The sequence below is a fragment of the Paenibacillus sp. FSL R7-0312 genome (assembly GCF_038004445.1).
Lineage (GTDB): Bacteria > Bacillota > Bacilli > Paenibacillales > Paenibacillaceae > Paenibacillus_AQ.
Genome location: NZ_JBBORE010000001.1, coordinates 1,697,312 through 1,713,887 on the forward strand (window position 1 = coordinate 1,697,312; position 16,576 = coordinate 1,713,887).

13 protein-coding genes and 1 pseudogene are annotated in these 16,576 nt (G+C 55.4%); 8 read left to right on the forward strand and 6 right to left on the reverse strand.

All coding sequences use genetic code 11. The features are described 5' to 3' along the window. Positions 1–161 precede the first annotated feature (161 nt). Entirely contained in the window at positions 162–1,025 is an 864-nt protein-coding gene (locus MKX70_RS07400) for a nitroreductase family protein (protein ID WP_042240547.1), read from the forward strand. Here MKX70_RS07400 and MKX70_RS07405 read toward each other — a convergent pair. Next, positions 1,018–2,760 carry an ATP-binding cassette domain-containing protein gene (locus tag MKX70_RS07405; protein ID WP_340839794.1) on the reverse strand — a complete coding sequence of 581 codons (1,743 nt, stop codon included), beginning with the start codon at positions 2,758–2,760 and terminating at the stop codon, positions 1,018–1,020. The two genes, MKX70_RS07400 and MKX70_RS07405, sit on opposite strands and share 8 nt — an antisense overlap. Next, positions 2,757–3,575 carry an energy-coupling factor ABC transporter ATP-binding protein gene (locus MKX70_RS07410; protein ID WP_042240543.1) on the reverse strand — a complete coding sequence of 273 codons (819 nt, stop codon included), beginning with the start codon at positions 3,573–3,575 and terminating at the stop codon, positions 2,757–2,759. The genes MKX70_RS07405 and MKX70_RS07410 overlap by 4 nt, the downstream gene beginning before the upstream one ends. An 87-nt stretch (positions 3,576–3,662) precedes the next feature. Here MKX70_RS07410 and MKX70_RS07415 point away from each other — a divergent pair, with 87 nt between their 5' ends. Further along, positions 3,663–4,301 (forward strand): biotin transporter BioY, encoded by a 639-nt coding sequence (locus MKX70_RS07415; RefSeq protein ID WP_231637745.1) that lies wholly within the window; start codon positions 3,663–3,665, stop codon positions 4,299–4,301. Between the two features lie 938 nt (positions 4,302–5,239). Here the strand turns inward: MKX70_RS07415 and MKX70_RS07420 are convergent. Both MKX70_RS07420 and MKX70_RS07425 read right to left on the reverse strand, forming a co-directional pair. Further along, entirely contained in the window at positions 5,240–6,724 is a 1,485-nt protein-coding gene (locus MKX70_RS07420) for an alpha-amylase (protein WP_340781751.1), read from the reverse strand. A gap of 100 nt (positions 6,725–6,824) precedes the next feature. Then, the gene (locus tag MKX70_RS07425) at positions 6,825–7,670 is read right to left on the reverse strand and encodes a DUF72 domain-containing protein (protein ID WP_340839795.1); all 846 of its coding nucleotides are present in this window, start codon (positions 7,668–7,670) and stop codon (positions 6,825–6,827) included. Positions 7,671–7,941: 271 nt separating this feature from the next. Between MKX70_RS07425 and MKX70_RS07430 the strand changes: the two genes are divergently transcribed. Further along, on the forward strand, positions 7,942–8,796 hold the full coding sequence (locus MKX70_RS07430) for an MBL fold metallo-hydrolase (RefSeq protein ID WP_340839796.1): 855 nt from the start codon (positions 7,942–7,944) through the stop codon (positions 8,794–8,796). A 22-nt stretch (positions 8,797–8,818) separates the two neighbouring features. Here the strand turns inward: MKX70_RS07430 and MKX70_RS07435 are convergent. Together MKX70_RS07435 and MKX70_RS07440 are read right to left on the reverse strand one after the other, a co-directional pair. Next, positions 8,819–9,007: pseudogene (locus MKX70_RS07435) on the reverse strand (hypothetical protein); the annotation flags it as partial. Between the two features lie 197 nt (positions 9,008–9,204). Further along, entirely contained in the window at positions 9,205–10,797 is a 1,593-nt protein-coding gene (locus tag MKX70_RS07440; protein WP_340839797.1) for a histidine kinase N-terminal 7TM domain-containing diguanylate cyclase, read from the reverse strand. A gap of 370 nt (positions 10,798–11,167) precedes the next feature. Between MKX70_RS07440 and MKX70_RS07445 the strand changes: the two genes are divergently transcribed. The 5 genes from MKX70_RS07445 (at position 11,168) to MKX70_RS07465 (ending at position 16,544) form a co-directional block, all read left to right on the forward strand. Then, a complete protein-coding gene (locus MKX70_RS07445) occupies positions 11,168–11,950 on the forward strand; it encodes an ABC transporter ATP-binding protein (RefSeq protein WP_340839798.1) in 783 nt (260 codons plus the stop codon). Positions 11,951–11,952: 2 nt separating this feature from the next. Further along, complete coding sequence (locus MKX70_RS07450) at positions 11,953–12,765, forward strand: ABC transporter permease (protein WP_042240520.1); 813 nt, start codon at positions 11,953–11,955, stop codon at positions 12,763–12,765. Next, complete coding sequence (locus MKX70_RS07455) at positions 12,765–13,664, forward strand: ABC transporter permease (protein ID WP_340839799.1); 900 nt, start codon at positions 12,765–12,767, stop codon at positions 13,662–13,664. The genes MKX70_RS07450 and MKX70_RS07455 overlap by 1 nt, the downstream gene beginning before the upstream one ends. Before the next feature lie 165 nt (positions 13,665–13,829). After that, positions 13,830–14,933, forward strand: a complete 1,104-nt coding sequence (locus MKX70_RS07460; RefSeq protein ID WP_340839800.1) for an ABC transporter substrate-binding protein — start codon at positions 13,830–13,832, stop codon at positions 14,931–14,933. Positions 14,934–15,080: 147 nt separating this feature from the next. Next, positions 15,081–16,544 (forward strand): CoA-acylating methylmalonate-semialdehyde dehydrogenase, encoded by a 1,464-nt coding sequence (locus tag MKX70_RS07465; RefSeq protein ID WP_340839801.1) that lies wholly within the window; start codon positions 15,081–15,083, stop codon positions 16,542–16,544. Positions 16,545–16,576 lie beyond the last annotated feature (32 nt).

Consider the following 16,576-nt stretch of genomic DNA (forward strand, 5'->3'; position numbering starts at 1 on the left):
CAGAACAGGCAACTATAGAGTATAGATCATTTCGGGAGGGCTCCTGTTCTTAGCGGAGCCCTCTTTCTTGGGCTTGAAGCTGTAACAAGGAGGCTAAGTCAGCCAGTAAGGACAGGGCAGGGCAAGCCAGGGTTGCGGGATAATTTGAGGAGGCGGCTGTTATGGGGAATGCAGTAATGGAAATTATGGAGAAACGCAAGTCTGTGCGGACTTATGAAACCACACCAATTGATACAGCAGCCCATGCCTCCATTATGGAGTATCTGGATAAGGAAGAGAATTTGCGCGGTCCTTTTGGCGGGATATCAGGGATTGAATGGATCTGGGCCAAAGGCGGGGCGGGGGAAGGCAAGGGCATGAAGCTGGGCGCTTACGGGATCATTGTGAATCCGCAGGCTTATCTGGTAGGCTCCGTGCGTAACGGGAAGCTGGAACTGCTGGAGTTCGGATATACCTTCCAGAAGCTGATTCTTTTTGCGACCGGGCTGGGTCTTGGAACCTGCTGGATTGGTGGAACCTTTAACCGCAAATCCTTTACGCGTGAGCTGGAGCTTGCCGAAGGGGAGATTATTCCCTGCATTACGCCGCTAGGCTACGCGCGGGAGAAGCAGCGCCTGCTGGATACCACGATGCGGTATGTGGTCAGAGCCGACAATAAGAAGCCTTGGCAGGAGCTCTTCTGTGACGGTGATTTCAGCAAACGGCTGACACCGGAAGCCGCGGGGAAGCTAGCCGTCCCCATCGAGATGGTCCGGATCGGCCCGTCAGCCTCCAACAAGCAGCCCTGGAGACTTGTCTTGTCTCCAGACCGGCAGCAGTTACATTTCTACTTGGAGCATACGCCTAATTACAGCGGCAATAAGCTCGGGTTCCAGATGCAGCGGATTGATATCGGCATTGCCGCCTGCAATTTCGAACTGGCCTGCCGGGAGCTGGATATCCCAGGCACCTGGACCATTAATGATCCAGGTATAGAAGCCGGAAGTCCGAATACGGAATACATGCTCAGCTATACACTTAGCTGATCCGGGCAACCCACCACAGCAGGCCCGCTGCCGTCAGGATACATAGCGCAACCAATGTATCGCGCTTGTTCCAGGCCAGCTGATAGACAGGAGTCCGCTGCTTGGCGGGATCATACCCGCGCGATTCAACGGCTGTAGCCAGCTCGTCGCCCATGCCCAGGACAAGGATCAGCAGGGGCACGATGATCAGGGCAATCTGCCGCGGGGACCAGCGCGCCAGTCCGCGGGCCCGTCTGCCGCGCGAGCTCAGCGCCAGCTGCAGCTGTGTCAGCTTGCCGAGAATCCAGGGCACGAACTGCAGCGTCACGGACACAGCCAGCGACCAGTTGCGGGTCCGGATTCCAAGATGTCTCAGCGGAGCAATTCCCCATTCCAGCCCTTCGCGCAGCGGAGTGCCGGTAGTGGTCTCCGTGAACAGGAACCCGAGGACGATCAGCAGCAGAAACCGCAGCACGCTGATTCCTCCGCGCTGAAGTCCGGCAGAACTGAAGCTGAGCGGACCCATGCTGAAGCCGGGTGAGTTCCAGCTGAGCCCGGACAGCAGCCAGAGGAACAGGAACATGAGGAGGAACGGGCGGAAGAAACGGAAGGCTCTCCGCCAGGAAATTCCGGCCGAAACCGTGAGGCCGGCCAGCAGGCTGGCAGCCAGCAGCAGCGGGAGGAAGGTGTCCATCCCCAGCACGGTCAGTGATCCGGTAATCATCCCCAGCCATTTGACCCGGGGATCCAGTCCCTGCCAGCGTAACCGGCCAGGGGCTTGTTTGAATGATGTTGATGCAGATAACACCGTCTCTGCGACGATTTTCAGGGGAGGGGCACTCTGGTCCTGTGTCCCTTCACCGTGATCCCTCTGACGGTTATCCTGGCCGTCCGGCACAGGAGCTGCAGGGATGTTCGCCGGGGGGCTGACATCCTGCGGAACGGGCAGAGGCTGCTTATCCAGTCCGGTGAGCAGCTCCTCCAGATTGTCCGGCAATGCTTCAAGCCAGCCGCGTTCAACAAGCCTGCGGCCTATCGAGGCATAAGCCGGAGGCGTAAGTCCGGCACCTCTAAGCAGGCCGGGATCTGCTGTCAGTGCCGCAGCAGGGCCATCATAATGGACTGCGCCCTGCTTCATCACGATCACCCCGTCGGCAATCGGCAGAAAGCTGTCCAGATCATGTGTGCCGATGATCAGAGTCAGGCCGCTCTGCCGCAGCTCCTGCACCATTTCCAGCAGCGACTGTGCCGCCAGCGGGTCCAGTCCTGCGGTCGGCTCATCGAGAATGAGAAGCCCGGGCCGGGAGGCTATGGCTCCGGCAATGCAGACCCGCCGCTTCTCGCCTCCGCTAAGCAGGAAAGGGGAACGTTCGGCGAACACCTCATAAGGCAGCCCGGTGCGCGCGAGGGCGCTGCGGATGATGTCCGTCCGCTGTACCTTAGGCACGCCGCGCTGCGTCAGGCCGTATTCGATATCCTTATGGACGCTGTCCGCGAACAGCTGGGTCTCCGGCTGCTGGAATACCATAGCAACAGCCTCCCCGGCCTTGCGGTCCGCAGGCTTCGTATCCTCATGAATGATATTGCCGGATGCCGGCTGCTCCAGCCCGGCGAGCAGGCGCAGCAGAGTGGACTTGCCGCTTCCGTTAACTCCGCAGAGCACGGTCAGTGTGCCTGTGGAGATATTCAGGGAGATATCCTGCACGGCGTACTTGCCGTCGTAATGTAAGGAGAGATGCTCTGCCCGAATCCTCATAGCATCGCCTCCAGCTGCGGCTCGGTCAGCGGGAGCAGATGAAGCGGCCAGTTCTGTCTCTGCAGCAGTCTCCCGATGCGGACCACGGGCGATGGAGCCCATCCGAGCGCATCCGGCAGGCCGGAGGCGTAGAACAGGGTGCGCGGATCGCCGTCATAGAGCAGCCGGCCCTCGCCCATAACGGCAATGCGCGGGCTCTCGGCCAGTTCCTCCATCCGCTGCGTGACCCAGAGCACAGTTGTGCCGCTCCTCCACAACCGCCGGGCCAGCTCTAGAATATCCTGCCTTCCCACCGGGTCCAGCATGGAAGTGGCCTCATCGAAGATGATCATGCCGGCTTCCAGGGCAAGGCAGCAGCCGACAGCCAGGCGCTGGCGTTCTCCGCCGGATAGACTGGCGACATCTGCATCGGCTTTGTGGGCCAGTCCTACCTGCTGCAGAATATCATAGATTCGCGTAATCATCAGATTCCGGTCCAGTCCGCGGTTCTCCAGCCCGAAAGCGATGTCCTCAAAGGGCGTAGAGCCCACCGTCTGTGCTTCTGGATTCTGAAATACAAGCTGGACCTGCTGCTTCACGTCCGCGCGGTTCTGAGGCGAGCGCAGATCCAGCCCGGCGACGGACAGACTGCCTCCTGACGGGGGGATCAGCCCGTTGAAGGTGCGGACCAGCGATGTTTTACCGCAGCCGTTGGCTCCTGTGAGCGCAACCCATTCTCCCCGTCCAATATGGATACTAATCCCTTGCAGAACCGGGCGCCTGTGCTGGCCATCCCGTAAAGACAAGGTCAAATTATGCGCCCTGATCATCCTCATGCCCGCTTTCCTTACAGCTCTAGTCAACAATCGCTCCCCATTATAACAAAGATTTAAGGATTGATGTATCCGGAGGGGGATGATATAGTGATCCTAAAAAAGGGGGTACTCCCGGCAATGAAGAAATGGACGACCCGCGGCCTGATATTCAGTGCATTATTCGGCGCAGTAATGATTGCTCTGAGTTTTTTAAAGATCTCTCTGCCTTTTTCTACTGTACCTATTACTATGCAGACCCTGGCTGTCATGCTGGCCGGTTCTATTCTGGGAGCACGCTACGGCACCCTCGCCGTACTGATCGTGATCGGACTTGCTGCTGCGGGCTTCCCGGTGATGGGCGGAAGCGGCGGACTCGCGGTGCTGGTTGGCCCGACTGCTGGTTATATTTTCTCCTGGCCGTTCGTAGCCTGGCTGATCGGCTTCTTCGCCCAGCGTATTAAGCAGGATAAATATACTTTCGTGAAGTTGCTTGCGGCTAACTTTATATTTGGTGCGCTGCTTGTCTATCCTGGCGGCGTATGGTGGCTGGCCCACTCTACCGGCATGGACTCGCTCTCCAAGGCGTTAACTGCAGGCATGTGGCCGTTCATTCCGGGCGACTTGACCAAGGCAGTACTATGCTCTGCCGTAGTGACGGCTGTGTGGAAGGTGTATCCGATCGACCGTATTTTAAACAGTGATTCCGGTGTCTGGGCAGACGGGGAGAAGTCAACCGTCATTCGTTAGCCGCTGTGGCTGGTTGAGGCTGCTAATTGGCTGGCTGAGATGGCGAACGGCTGGCTGAGGGTGGCGAATAGCTGGCTGAGGTGGCGAATAGCTGGCTGAGGTGGCGAACGGCTGGCTGAGATGGCGAACAGCTGACTGAGGCTGGCGAACGGCTGGCTGAGGTGGCGAACAACTGGCTGAGGCTGGCGAACGGCTGGCTGAGATGGCGAACAGCTGACTGAGATGGCGAACAGCTGACTGAGGCTGGCGAACGGCTGGCTGAGGTGGTGAACGGCTGGATGAGGCTGGCTAATGGCTGGCTGCACGGAGCAAAGAGGCGATTTCGCTGCCGTATGGCAGGGAGTCGCCTCTTTTATTATTATTTAGAAAATTATGATGTCCGTCTGTAGTCGATAAAACGTGCAAGATGTCCTGGTTACGCTTCTTTGGAGCTTGGAGCCAATCCGCTTGAAGGACAAATTTGTTCTTATATCAGGAAACTTCACCGAATCCCCCGGGAGTCGGCAGCACGGTGAAATCAAAGGGATAAATCCCTCTAATCACACCCGGACGTTGACCAAAGGAGGAAATGAAGAGCAAAAGTGCCCCTGATTTCACCGAATGCGGGCAAAAGGAGGAAATGAGGGGCAAAAGTGCCCCTGATTTGGCCGGATGCGGGGCAAAAGGAGGAAATGAGGGGCAAAAGTGCCCCTGATTTGGCCGGATGCGGGGCAAAAGGAGGAAATGAGGGGCAAAAGTGCCCCTGATTTCACCGAATGCGGGCAAAAGGAGGAAATGAGGGGCAAAAGTGGGAATGAAGGGCAAAAGTGCCCCTGATTTCACCGCCTGTCCTCGTCACTCCCCGCCCGCCCAGCCTGTCCTCGTCTGCCCGCCCGCCGCCTGTCCTCGCCAGTCCATTGCCCGCCCCGGCTGTGCACCGCCCGCCAAGACTCCAATGCTCACTCTTTCACGCAGACGTCCTCCGGCTCGGGATCAGGCAGAGCCCAGACGGAGACGCTTCCGCCATTCACCGGGAATACCGCCCAGCCGTCCTCTCCGATGCTGACAGTTTCCTGGCGGTTGCCGGTCAGATCCTCCCATACTTCCCCGCCGCGCTCTTCGCCGGCGAACATCCGCTTCTCTCCGTTGTCCCCGTTCGAGATTACTACGGCGCAGCCGGAGCCTTCGATCTCCGGAACGCCGCGCCGCACCCAGCCGATGGTGTTGGGATGGTCGAAATAGTCATCCTGGTCGCCGTAGGCTTTGTTGTAACGGGCACAGAGCAGAGGATCGATGGCGTCCTTCTTGCCCTGCATTGGCGCCGGGCCGCCGATGCCGTAATAATCGCCATAGAAGACAACGGGGTATCCGTCCCTCCGCAGCAGAATCAGGGCGTAGGCACTCTGCTTGAACCAGTCGCCGACCCATGATTCCAGCGCCTCATGCGGCTGGGAATCATGGTTGTCGACGAAGGTGACGGCATTCTCCGGATGCGTCTGGACCAGCGTATCGTCGAAGATATGCGTCAGATCGAATTCCCTGCCCGCAAGCGCAGCCGAGTAGAGCTTGTAGTGCAGCGACACATCGAACAGATCAATCTGGTAATCCACTGTGTTCAGGAATTCGCGGCAGGCTTCCAGATTGGAGTTCCAGAATTCGCCGACAATGTAGAAGTCTTCGCCGCGTTTCTTTTTCATCTCCGCCGCAAATTCCTTGATAAATTCATGGTTGATATGCTTAATAGCATCCAGGCGGTAGCCGCTGCACTGGAGGGTGTCGACCAGCCATTTGCCCCAGTTCAGCATTTCGTTCTTCACGTCTTCATTGCTGTAATCAATGTTGGCGAACATCAGATAGTCGTAATTGCCGAATTCGTCATCCACATTCTGATTCCAGCCTTTGTTCGTCCCATCAATCCGGAATACGCCGTTCCGACTTGCCTTGGCATCGAAATCGGTGCCGTTGAAGTGGGTGTGGTTCCATTTGAAGCTGGAGTACTCATCCCCGCGCCCCGGAAAATCAAACTTGGTCCAGCCTTCAATCTCAAACGGCTGGGAAATATCCTTATTACGGTCGTTAGGATCAACTTCGATGACCTCAAAGACCTCTGTCTCATCCGCTCCGGCCTTATGATTCATGACCAGATCCACGTAGACGGCGATGCCGTTCTTCAGACACTCGGCAATCGCATCGACCAGTTCCTGCTTCGTACCGTATTTCGTGCGCACGGTACCCTTTTGATCAAATTCGCCCAGATCATATAAATCGTATACGCCGTAACCGGTATCTTCGGCGGAGACACCCTTGGTTACAGGTGGGACCCATACGGAATCAATTCCGGCAGCCTTCAGTTCAGGGGCCATTTGGGCGAGGCGTTTCCAGTGCTCTCCGTCTGCGGCAACATGCCATTCAAAAAATTGCATCATTGTATGATTTCTCTTCATTCCTGATTAGCCTCCTTAAGGGTTGTGAAACGAATGGAATAATACTTGGGTCTGTTGCTTCAGCAAGGAGTAGAAGAGATTTTATGTAGACCTCCGAACCTCAGGTGAATAAGTCCAGCTGGCGCGGGGCCAAACCGCCGTCAATCCCAAGCAGGGACTGCAGCTCCTGCGCATTGGGGGTAGCATCGCCGGCGGAATTATTATTGAAGACTACGTAGATTTCACGGCAGGTTTGCTCAAGTTCAATCAGACGGCTCTGCCACTCTATCAATTCTTCGGTGCTGTAACGGTACAGATAGCGCAGCTTGCGCCAATCAGGGTGACTGCTCTGGTTCCAGCCTCCGGTATTGCGGCCGTGCAGCCGCACATAGGTGATATCCGGCGTAGTAGCGACTGGTACAATCGGGATTGAGCCTGAACCAGCCTGCGGCTCATCGGCTACCGTATGAATCCAGCCCTCCTGCTCCAGGAACTGCAGGGTTCTGCTGCGCAGCTCAGGACTGTACCAGGAATCGTTGCGGAATTCGATGGCGGAGGGTACATCCAGCATTCTCTCCTTAATCTCGCGCAAGAATTCCACATTGTCCTTGGTGCAGTCGAACCAGGGCGGGAACTGGAATAGGGTCATAGCCAGCTTGCCTGCCGAACGCACAGGAGCGATGGAGGTATGGAAAGCACGGTACATCTCCTCCGGCGTATCGTAATAATTTTTTTTATTACGGAGATGTCCGGTCATTCCCTGGTAAGCCTTCACGATGAACTTGAACTGCTCCGGCGTCTGGTTAACCCACTTCACGTAATTTTTGACCGGTTGTACGGCATAGAAAGAACTATCGATCTCAACGATGGAAAAATAAGCGCTATATGCAGAAAGCCGGTCGGCGGGTTTGATTTTGCCATACAGCTCCTCGTGGTCTCCGAAGCCGGTAAGCCCGATCTTAATCATAGAACGCCCTCCTTGCATCAGTCTACTCTATGCCAGTTTCAACACTGGCTATCTCTTATTAAACTGAAAACCCGTCAAAGCAAACAAGGGCATTGATTAATGCCTGAAACTCAGGCAACCTGAAGACAGGAATTGGAGAAAAATTACCGTGAATGAAAAACCCCTAATGGTGCTGTTATCACCAAAAGAGGAAGAGGATATACTTCGGCAGAATGCCTTTTATTCTGCTTACCCTACCCCTTAAGGTATAGCTATGGAAAGGAAGTTGTGTATGGAACATAAGTTTCAGGAGCTAAGTCCGCATATTCTTATCATGCATGCGGAGCATGACACGGACCGCCCGATCCTGGCGGCCGTCACCGGCTCACGCCGGACATTGCTGATGGATGCGGGGAACTCCCCCGCCCATGCGGAGCTGTTCCGGGAAGAGCTGGCAAGAAGGGGCTGGCGTCAGCCGGATCTGCTGGCCTTGACGCACTGGCATTGGGACCACACCTTCGGGATGACAGCCTGGAACGTCCCTGTGATTGCGCATGAAGAAACGGCGCGGGTACTTAACCGGCTCGCAGGGCTGAGCGGAAGTGATGAAGAGCTGGAGCGCCTGGTGCAGGAGGGGACCATCAGTGAGGGAAGTGCAGAGCATATCCGCCTGGAATATGGCTCCCCGCGGGTAATTACCGTGTGTACGCCGGATCTTATATTTAACGGAAGCATTACTGTAGATCTGGGCGGAGTCACTTGTGAGCTAAACCATGTAGGCGGTGATCATTCAGACGATTGCTGCGTGCTGCATGTTATAGAAGATAAAGTTCTTTTCCTGGGAGATGCACTGGGACCATCCGTATATGGCGGGCCGCGCCGATACAGCAGCACCGGATTCCTCAAGCTGCTGGAGCGTATCTACGGCTATAAGGCCGCCCTGCTTGTAGAATCACATGGAGTACCAATGACAGAAGAGGAATTCCGCGCAGACCTGGTACCTTGGGAACGTCTTGCCCGGATTGTAGATGTCTTCGGGGATAACCGTGAACGGGTGCTGCTGGAGCTTAAGGCGTATCTTCAGCTGGAGGAGCTGCCGCCGGGTTTATTACGGAGTGTGGAATATTTCCTGGAGGGCGCAAGGTGATACTCCGCAGCCGAAGCCGAGACTAATCCCCAAAAGCAACCACTTGATTCAGCTTCTCCAAGTCATGCGGATTAAGCTTGAGTGTGGATACCGGCACGCCTGTGCCTCCGTAAATAAACGGGTAACGGAAAAGCCCTCTGTCCAGAATATAGGGCAGGGGAAGTACCATGGAAACATTGCCAACGGTAGAGCCGGTTATCTGCTCAACCTCTTTAGGCTTAGCGCTGTACGAATCTGTCTTTCATGATGGAGGATTTCAAACTCCACTTGCTTGGCCTCTAATATTTCTGTTAACTTATCCACGACATTCCATCCTCTCTGGTACCCAAAAAGCATTTTCCCAACAATAACACTACCCCCGTGCTGAGGATTCTCTCCGAGCATGAGGGTAGTGTTATTGTTATGAATTTATACGGGTTTGAAATGCGTGATCGCAGAACCACTGGACAAGTGAACGGCATTGCGGCCGTTACGCTTGGAGGTGTAGAGCGCATGATCGGCTTCGGAGAGCAGCTCCTCCAGCGATATATTACTGCGGAAGGCTTCCACTACACCGAAGCTTGCCGTTACATTGATGGACCCGGACAGCGTGTAGAAAGCGCTGCGCTCGATATCCCCGCGGATTTGCTCTGAGATGACCGCCGCCTGCTTCAAGGGAGTATCCGGCAGACATAAGACGAATTCCTCGCCTCCATAACGTCCGAAGATATCCTTTTCCCGCACATGCCGGCTGCATACACCCACTACATGCTGCAATGCCATATCGCCATATTGGTGTCCGTAACGGTCATTGATGCTTTTGAAGAAATCGATATCCAGCAGAATGATCGAAAAGGGGGCGGAGCGTTCGGCCGCTTCCTCCAGCAAGCCCCGGCTCAGTTCCATGAAATGCGTCCTATTATAAATACCGGTAAGACTGTCGATGGTGGCCAGCTGCAGGAGCTTCTCCTGGAGCAGTGTCCGTTCAGTGACATCGATCAGCATAATCATCCGTCCGGCCAGATGCCCGTCATGCTTCTGCACCGGGGAGGAGCGAATCTGGTAATAACGGACATCCTCCCCCATATTCCAGACAAGCTCCTGCTCCTCGCTGTCCCCGGGATTGGAATTCATCACATAATCGACAGCTTCCTTGCCGGCGGGAAGGAACAGCTGTGCCAGTGGCCTGCCGATTGCGGAGGCATCGAGATCCTGCAGCATCCCGGCTGCGGCCCGGTTGTAATCGACAAGCTTGTCCGAGAGGTCCATGACCAGCACGCCGTCCCGCATGCTCTCGAACAGATTCTCGCGGGCAATGGGCGCGGCGGTAAGCATACCCCGGGAGAGAATAGCCCATATATACAGGGTGGACGTTACACTCATGATTACGGGCACGGGGTCCATTCCATACGGGGTCGCATCTATCAGGTAGAGGAATGCGCCCAGCGCAGGCAGAAACTGCCCGATGAAGATGATCACCATCTGCCGCAGGTAAGCCCGCTTCATCCGGTTCCAGCGCCAGAGAATAAGGCACATGCCGGCCAGCATGCAGCCGAAGGTCAGACTGCCTTGCACGATATACCAGGGCCCCATAACGATATCGATTAGCGGCGTAGGGGCACCTTCCCGGAAATGCATGGATTGATAGAACAGGTGATGGGACTCGTTGGTCCATACGAGCATAGTAGAGATCACGGGCACCGAATACAGGACGGTCAGCAGTTTTTTGGAAATCAGCCGCTCCAGACCTACGAAGTGCATAATCATCAGCAAACTGGAGGGGGCGATATAAGGCATACCGAGGTACTCCAGCTTAACCCACAACGCAATTTCCTGCATGGTGCTGCCGGAGAGTTCCAGCGCGAACCCGAAGGTATATATCGCCGAAGCAGCTGAGCTTACAATGAAAGCTTTTAGACCGGAGAAATCTGTCTTCCTATAATAGGCAAACAGCGCCAGCAATGCGCTCAGCACACCTGAGATCGAGACGATGACTATATAGTTGGAAATCATGGATTCCATGGGTAGCGCCTCCATGTGTAGGAATAGGCTTTGAACATTGGCTAAAGGTCTCCTCTATAAGAGTAGATATAGTTAAATGATATCACACATCTGCATAGATAACAGTTGGCAGGAATCCGGCAACAGAGGGTGAGAATACATACTAACTTTATCGGCACAATTCTAGATTATTAACAATACAAACGGGCTCCTGGACAAAATGACGGAATTTCTCAGAGTCCATTTTACGATTTGTCTAATGTGGGTCTGCAGAGCAAAGTGTAAGATGTTAGTTAATCGAACACGGAATAAGAAAAAAGGCGTTTTTTCACAACATATGTGTTATGTTATTTAACATAAAATAGATTCAGGGATGAAGGGGGAGCTGGGAATGTCATTAGTAGCGACGAAAATTCCTGAAATACAGCTGGAGAGCGTCGAGATGCGGTATCAGACGGAAGCGGCTGACGTGCTTGCGCTGCATCAGGTAAGTTTTGATATTGCCAAAGGAGAGTTCGTGTCCCTGCTGGGGCCTTCCGGATGCGGTAAAACCACACTGCTGAGACTGATGGCAGATCTTATAACACCAACAGCCGGAAATATCATGGTGGCCGGGAAGACGGCGAAGGAAGCACGGCTGGCACAAAAGTATGGGATTGTCTTTCAGAGTCCGGTGCTGTATGACTGGCGGAAGGTCAAACATAATATTACGCTGCCGCTGGAGCTGATGGGCGTTAAGAAATCGGTCCGCGAGGATAAAGCGCTGGAACTGCTGGATCTCGTGGGATTGCAGGGGTTCGCTGATAAATATCCCTGGCAGCTGAGCGGAGGGATGCAGCAGCGCGTAGCCATCGCCAGAGCACTCTCGATGGAGCCGGAAATTCTGCTCATGGATGAACCCTTCTCTGCGCTGGACGAATTTACCCGCGAACGCCTGAATGAAGAGCTTCTCTCCGTCTGGAGCAAGGTCCAGAGCACGATTGTATTCGTCACTCATAGCATCCCTGAATCCATCTTCCTGTCAGACAGAGTATTCGTGCTATCCCCGCATCCGGGAAGACTGTCTGCGATTGTTGATATTCCGCTGCCGCGCCCGCGGACGGCGGAGATGAGAAACAGTCCTGAGTTTTTTGAACTGATCGCCCGCATCCGCGACAGCTTCGAAGGGGTGTAGGCATGAAGCAGAACAGTGCGTTTATGCGGGAGCGCGTGCTGCCGCTGTTCGTCTGGATCTTTGGTTTGCTGGTGGTCTGGGAGGCTGTCTCATGGTGGCTGCTGAACGTAGCGAAGACGCCGCTGGCCCAGTCCAAGCTGCCTTATGTTCATGAAGTGGCCGCAACCCTCTGGAAGTATAGCGGGACGCTCCTGAAAGAGGGCGGGGCCACCTTCGGCAACGCTGGTGTCGGATTTCTGATCGGAGCGCTGGCCGGGGTCATTCTGGCAGTGCTGATGAGCCTGTCGAAGACAATAGAACAGCTTGCCTTCCCTTATGCCATTGCTTCGCAGATGATTCCAATCCTTGGCCTGGCGCCGATTATCTACGGCATTGTACGCGACGAGCAGGTGTCGCGGATTATTATATCCGGGTATATCACCTTTTTCCCAGTGGCGCTTAACATGCTGCGCGGACTGCGCAGTGTGGATCTATCCGCACTGGAGCTAATGCATTCCTATGCCGCTAAGCCTTGGGCGGTCTATTGGAAGCTGCGTTTCCCCGCAGCGCTGCCGGGTCTGTTCAGCGGCCTGAAGATTGCTGCACCGCTGGCTGTAACGGGAGCTATTCTCGTTGAGCTGATGGGTGCGCAGCACGGCATCGGTGTAATTATGCTCCGCAATCTCTACTACGGCCCTTCTCATACGTATATGTTCTGGTCCACGGTACTGGTCGGCGCCCTGCTCGGCATGGCAAGCTACTGGCTGATGAGCCTGGCCGAACGTCTGGTGGCGCCATGGCAGCCGGAATTCCGTCCCAAAGGAGGGAGCCGCTGATGGCAAACAATTCTGTACGCGATATCCCATTCATTACTTCTGCCGGCGCGGAGGCGGGTTCTGCTCCGAATTCGGCATCTAACAACGGAACTTCATCAGAACCAGGGAAGTCTAAGAATCCCCGCCGTCCCTTTCGGCGGCTGAATCCCGGAATCATCCTTCCCCTCCTGGCCGGGGTGATATTCCTGGTGTTGTGGGAATATCAAGTGTTTCACCGAATCTTCGATTTGAAGAAATATCAGCTGCCGCTGCCCTCGGCCATAGTTGAAGCTATGCGGGATAACTTCAGCCTGCTGCTCTCTTACACCGGATACACCCTCGCAGAAGCCGTCCTTGGCATGCTGATTGGTTCAGCCTGCGGCTTCCTCATTGCACTGGCCGCAACGGCCTGGCCCCGCTGGGGCGGGGGCAGCCTGACAATGGTAGCTGCGCTGAATGCCGTGCCGATCGTGGCGCTTGCCCCGATCATGAACCTGTGGTTCGGTGACGGCATCGGCTCACGGGCCGCTATTGTTACTGCGACCACGATGGCGGCTATGGCCATTAATGCCTACAAAGGCATGGCGGCTGTTGATCCACTGGCCCTTGATCTGATGCATTCTTATGCAGCGGACAAACCGGCGGTATTCCGCTATCTGCGGATTCAGAACAGCCTGCCCTATGTATTCACGGCGCTGAAGATCAACGCTACGGCGAGTATGATTGGAGCCATTGTCGGGGAGTTCTTCTTCTCCTCGCGGGGACTCGGCTATCTGCTCTCCAACTCCATTAAGGTGGCCAAAATGCCGCTGGGCTGGTCCTGCATTGTGCTGGCAGCCATTGCCGGAGTGATCTTTTACCTGGCCGTTGAACGGCTGGAGAAGGTATTCATCAAGTGGCATCCCTCCCAGCGTGCGTAACACCTGCAACAACCGTAACACCCTGTACCTGTTACATCCGGCTTCTGCGCTGACGGGATATAGAGAAGCTGTCAACGCATGACCGTATGCATAGAGCACCACGATGGCAACCATGCTGTGTTTGGCCGGATTACAAAACTCAATTTGGTAGGGGGAGTTGCTGAGATGAACGGTAAAAAAAGCAAATTTCGTGGCGGGTTAATGATGGCGGCGGTTATTATGATGATTTCACTGCTGGCAGGCTGCGGCGGCAATAACAATACTGCCCCGGCGGCAGAGGCGACAGCGGGCAATGCGGCTGCGGCTTCACCGGAAGCGGCGGCAACTACAGAACCGGCGGCGGATCCGGTTACCGTGAAGCTGCAGCTCAAGTGGGTACCACAGGCGCAGTTCGCCGGTTACTTCTTAGCTCAGGACAAAGGCTATTATGCAGAAGAAGGGCTAAATGTCGAGATTCTGCCCGGCGGTCCGGATATCGTGCCGGAGCAGCAGGTGGCCGGCGGTTCGGCGGACATCGGCGTAGACTGGGTGGCGAGTCTGCTGACGAGCCAGGAGCAGGAAATGCCGCTGGTGCAGATCGCCCAGATCTTCCAGAAGAGCGGACTGGTGCTGGTATCCAAGAAGGACGCGGGTATCGCTACACCGGCTGACCTGAAGGGCAAGAAGGTCGGCAACTGGATGGGCGGCAATGAGTTTGAGATTCTGGCACTCTTTGATAAATACAAACTGGATTCTAATAAAGATCTGAACTTCACCAAGCAGGGCTTCACCATGGACCAGTTCCTCAGCGGTGAGATTGATGCAGCTTCGGCCATGACCTACAACGAATATCAGGTGGTGCTGGAATCAGGTATCAAGGCAGAGGACCTGAGTGTAATCGACATGAATGACGAGGGTGTGGCGATGCTCGAAGACAACCTGTTCGCCAACAAGGAGTGGCTGGAAGCCAATAAGGAGACGGCAGCCAAGTTCGTCCGTGCTTCTCTCAAAGGCTGGGCAGATGCGATAGCCGATCCAGAAGCGGCTGTGGACAGTGTAATGAAGCTTGCGGAAGAAGGTAGTACGTCCCGCGAGCATCAGCTGACCATGATGACTGAAGTTGCCAAGCTGATTCAGCCGGAGGGCTTCGATGCTTCCAAGATGGGGTATACGGATGCAGCGGCATTCCAGCAGACAGCTGATATTGCGCTCAAATTCGGAGTAATCAAGACAGCATCTGATGTGAATGCAGCCTATACGAACGAAATTGTTGAGATGGCGGCAAAATAACCAAATTCCTTGCTATATATAGTGAGTTTAAGAATCAGCAGGGCATCATTCTTAAGTTCAGCTTATATAGCTATAATAGATGGCCGCCCGGGCACGGCGGTCATCTATTATAATAAGCAGCCCAGAATATGGAAAGAGGTGCAGACTATGTCTCTGCTCGTGGGGCAGGCCGGTAAAGTGAAGAACTATGTGAATGGTGCTTGGGTGGAATCCTCATCCGGGCAGGAAGAGGAAGTATTCAATCCGGCAACGGGCGAAGTGATTGCTTATGTGCCGATCTCCAGCCGTTCAGAGCTGAACGTTGCTGTGCAGGCAGCTTCAGTGGCCTATGCATCGTGGAAAAGAGTAGCTGTTCCTCGCCGGGCCCGCTATTTCTTCCAGTACCAGCAGCTGCTGGTACAGCACTGGAAAGAGCTGGCGGAGCTGATCACGCTGGAGAACGGCAAAAGCCTGGAGGAGGCGCTGGGCGAAGTGCAGCGCGGCATCGAATGTGTGGAATTTGCTGCAGGCATTCCCACACTGATGATGGGCAGCCAGCTGCCGGATATCGCCACGGGCGTGGAATCCGGGATGTACCGCTACCCGCTGGGGGTAATCGGCGGCATTGCCCCGTTCAACTTCCCGATGATGGTGCCCTGCTGGATGTTCCCGCTGGCCATTGCCTGCGGCAATACCTTTGTGCTGAAGCCCTCCGAGCGGACGCCGCTCCTTGTGGGCCGGCTGACAGAGCTGTTCGCTGAGGCGGGATTTCCGCCGGGCGTACTGAATGTCGTGCATGGTACACATGAGGTGGTGAACGGCCTGCTGGAGCATGAAGAGGTGAAGGCAATTTCCTTCGTCGGCTCGCAGCCGGTGGCGGAATATGTATATAAGCATGGCACAGCCCACGGCAAGCGGGTCCAGGCGCTGGCCGGGGCCAAGAATCATTCGATTGTGCTGCCCGATGCGGATCTCGACAATGCGGTAAAGAACATCATTTCCGCAGCCTTCGGCTCGGCCGGTGAGCGCTGTATGGCCTGTTCGGTGGTCACGGTGCATGAGGCAATCGCGGACGAACTGGTGATCCGTCTGAAGGAGGCGGCCGACGGGCTAAAGATCGGGGACGGCAAGGAAGACGGCGTGTTCCTGGGGCCGGTTATCCGGCAGTCGAACAAGGACCGGACGATAGCCTACATCGAGACCGGGCTTGCCGAGCAGGCTGAACTGGTGCGGGACGGCCGGAAGGACGCTGCAGCAACAGGCGGCGGCTATTTCATCGGCCCGACGATCTTTGATCATGTGCAGACGGGCATGACGATATGGCGTGATGAAATCTTCGCGCCCCTGCTGTCTGTAGTGCGGGTTAAGGATCTGGCGGAGGCGATAGCCGTCACGAACGAGTCGCCTTTTGCCAATGGAGCCTGCATCTATACCGATAGTGCCAAGGCGATCCGTGAGTTCCGCGAAGAAATTGATGCCGGGATGCTGGGGGTCAATCTGGGCGTACCTGCCCCGATGGCGTTCTTCCCGTTCTCAGGCTATAAGAAGTCGTTCTATGGAGATCTGCATGCTAACGGCCGGGACGGCGTTGAATTCTACACCCGCAAGAAAATGGTCACCGCGCGTTATTAGTTGATTCGTTCAAATATCAAATGGGATTTTCG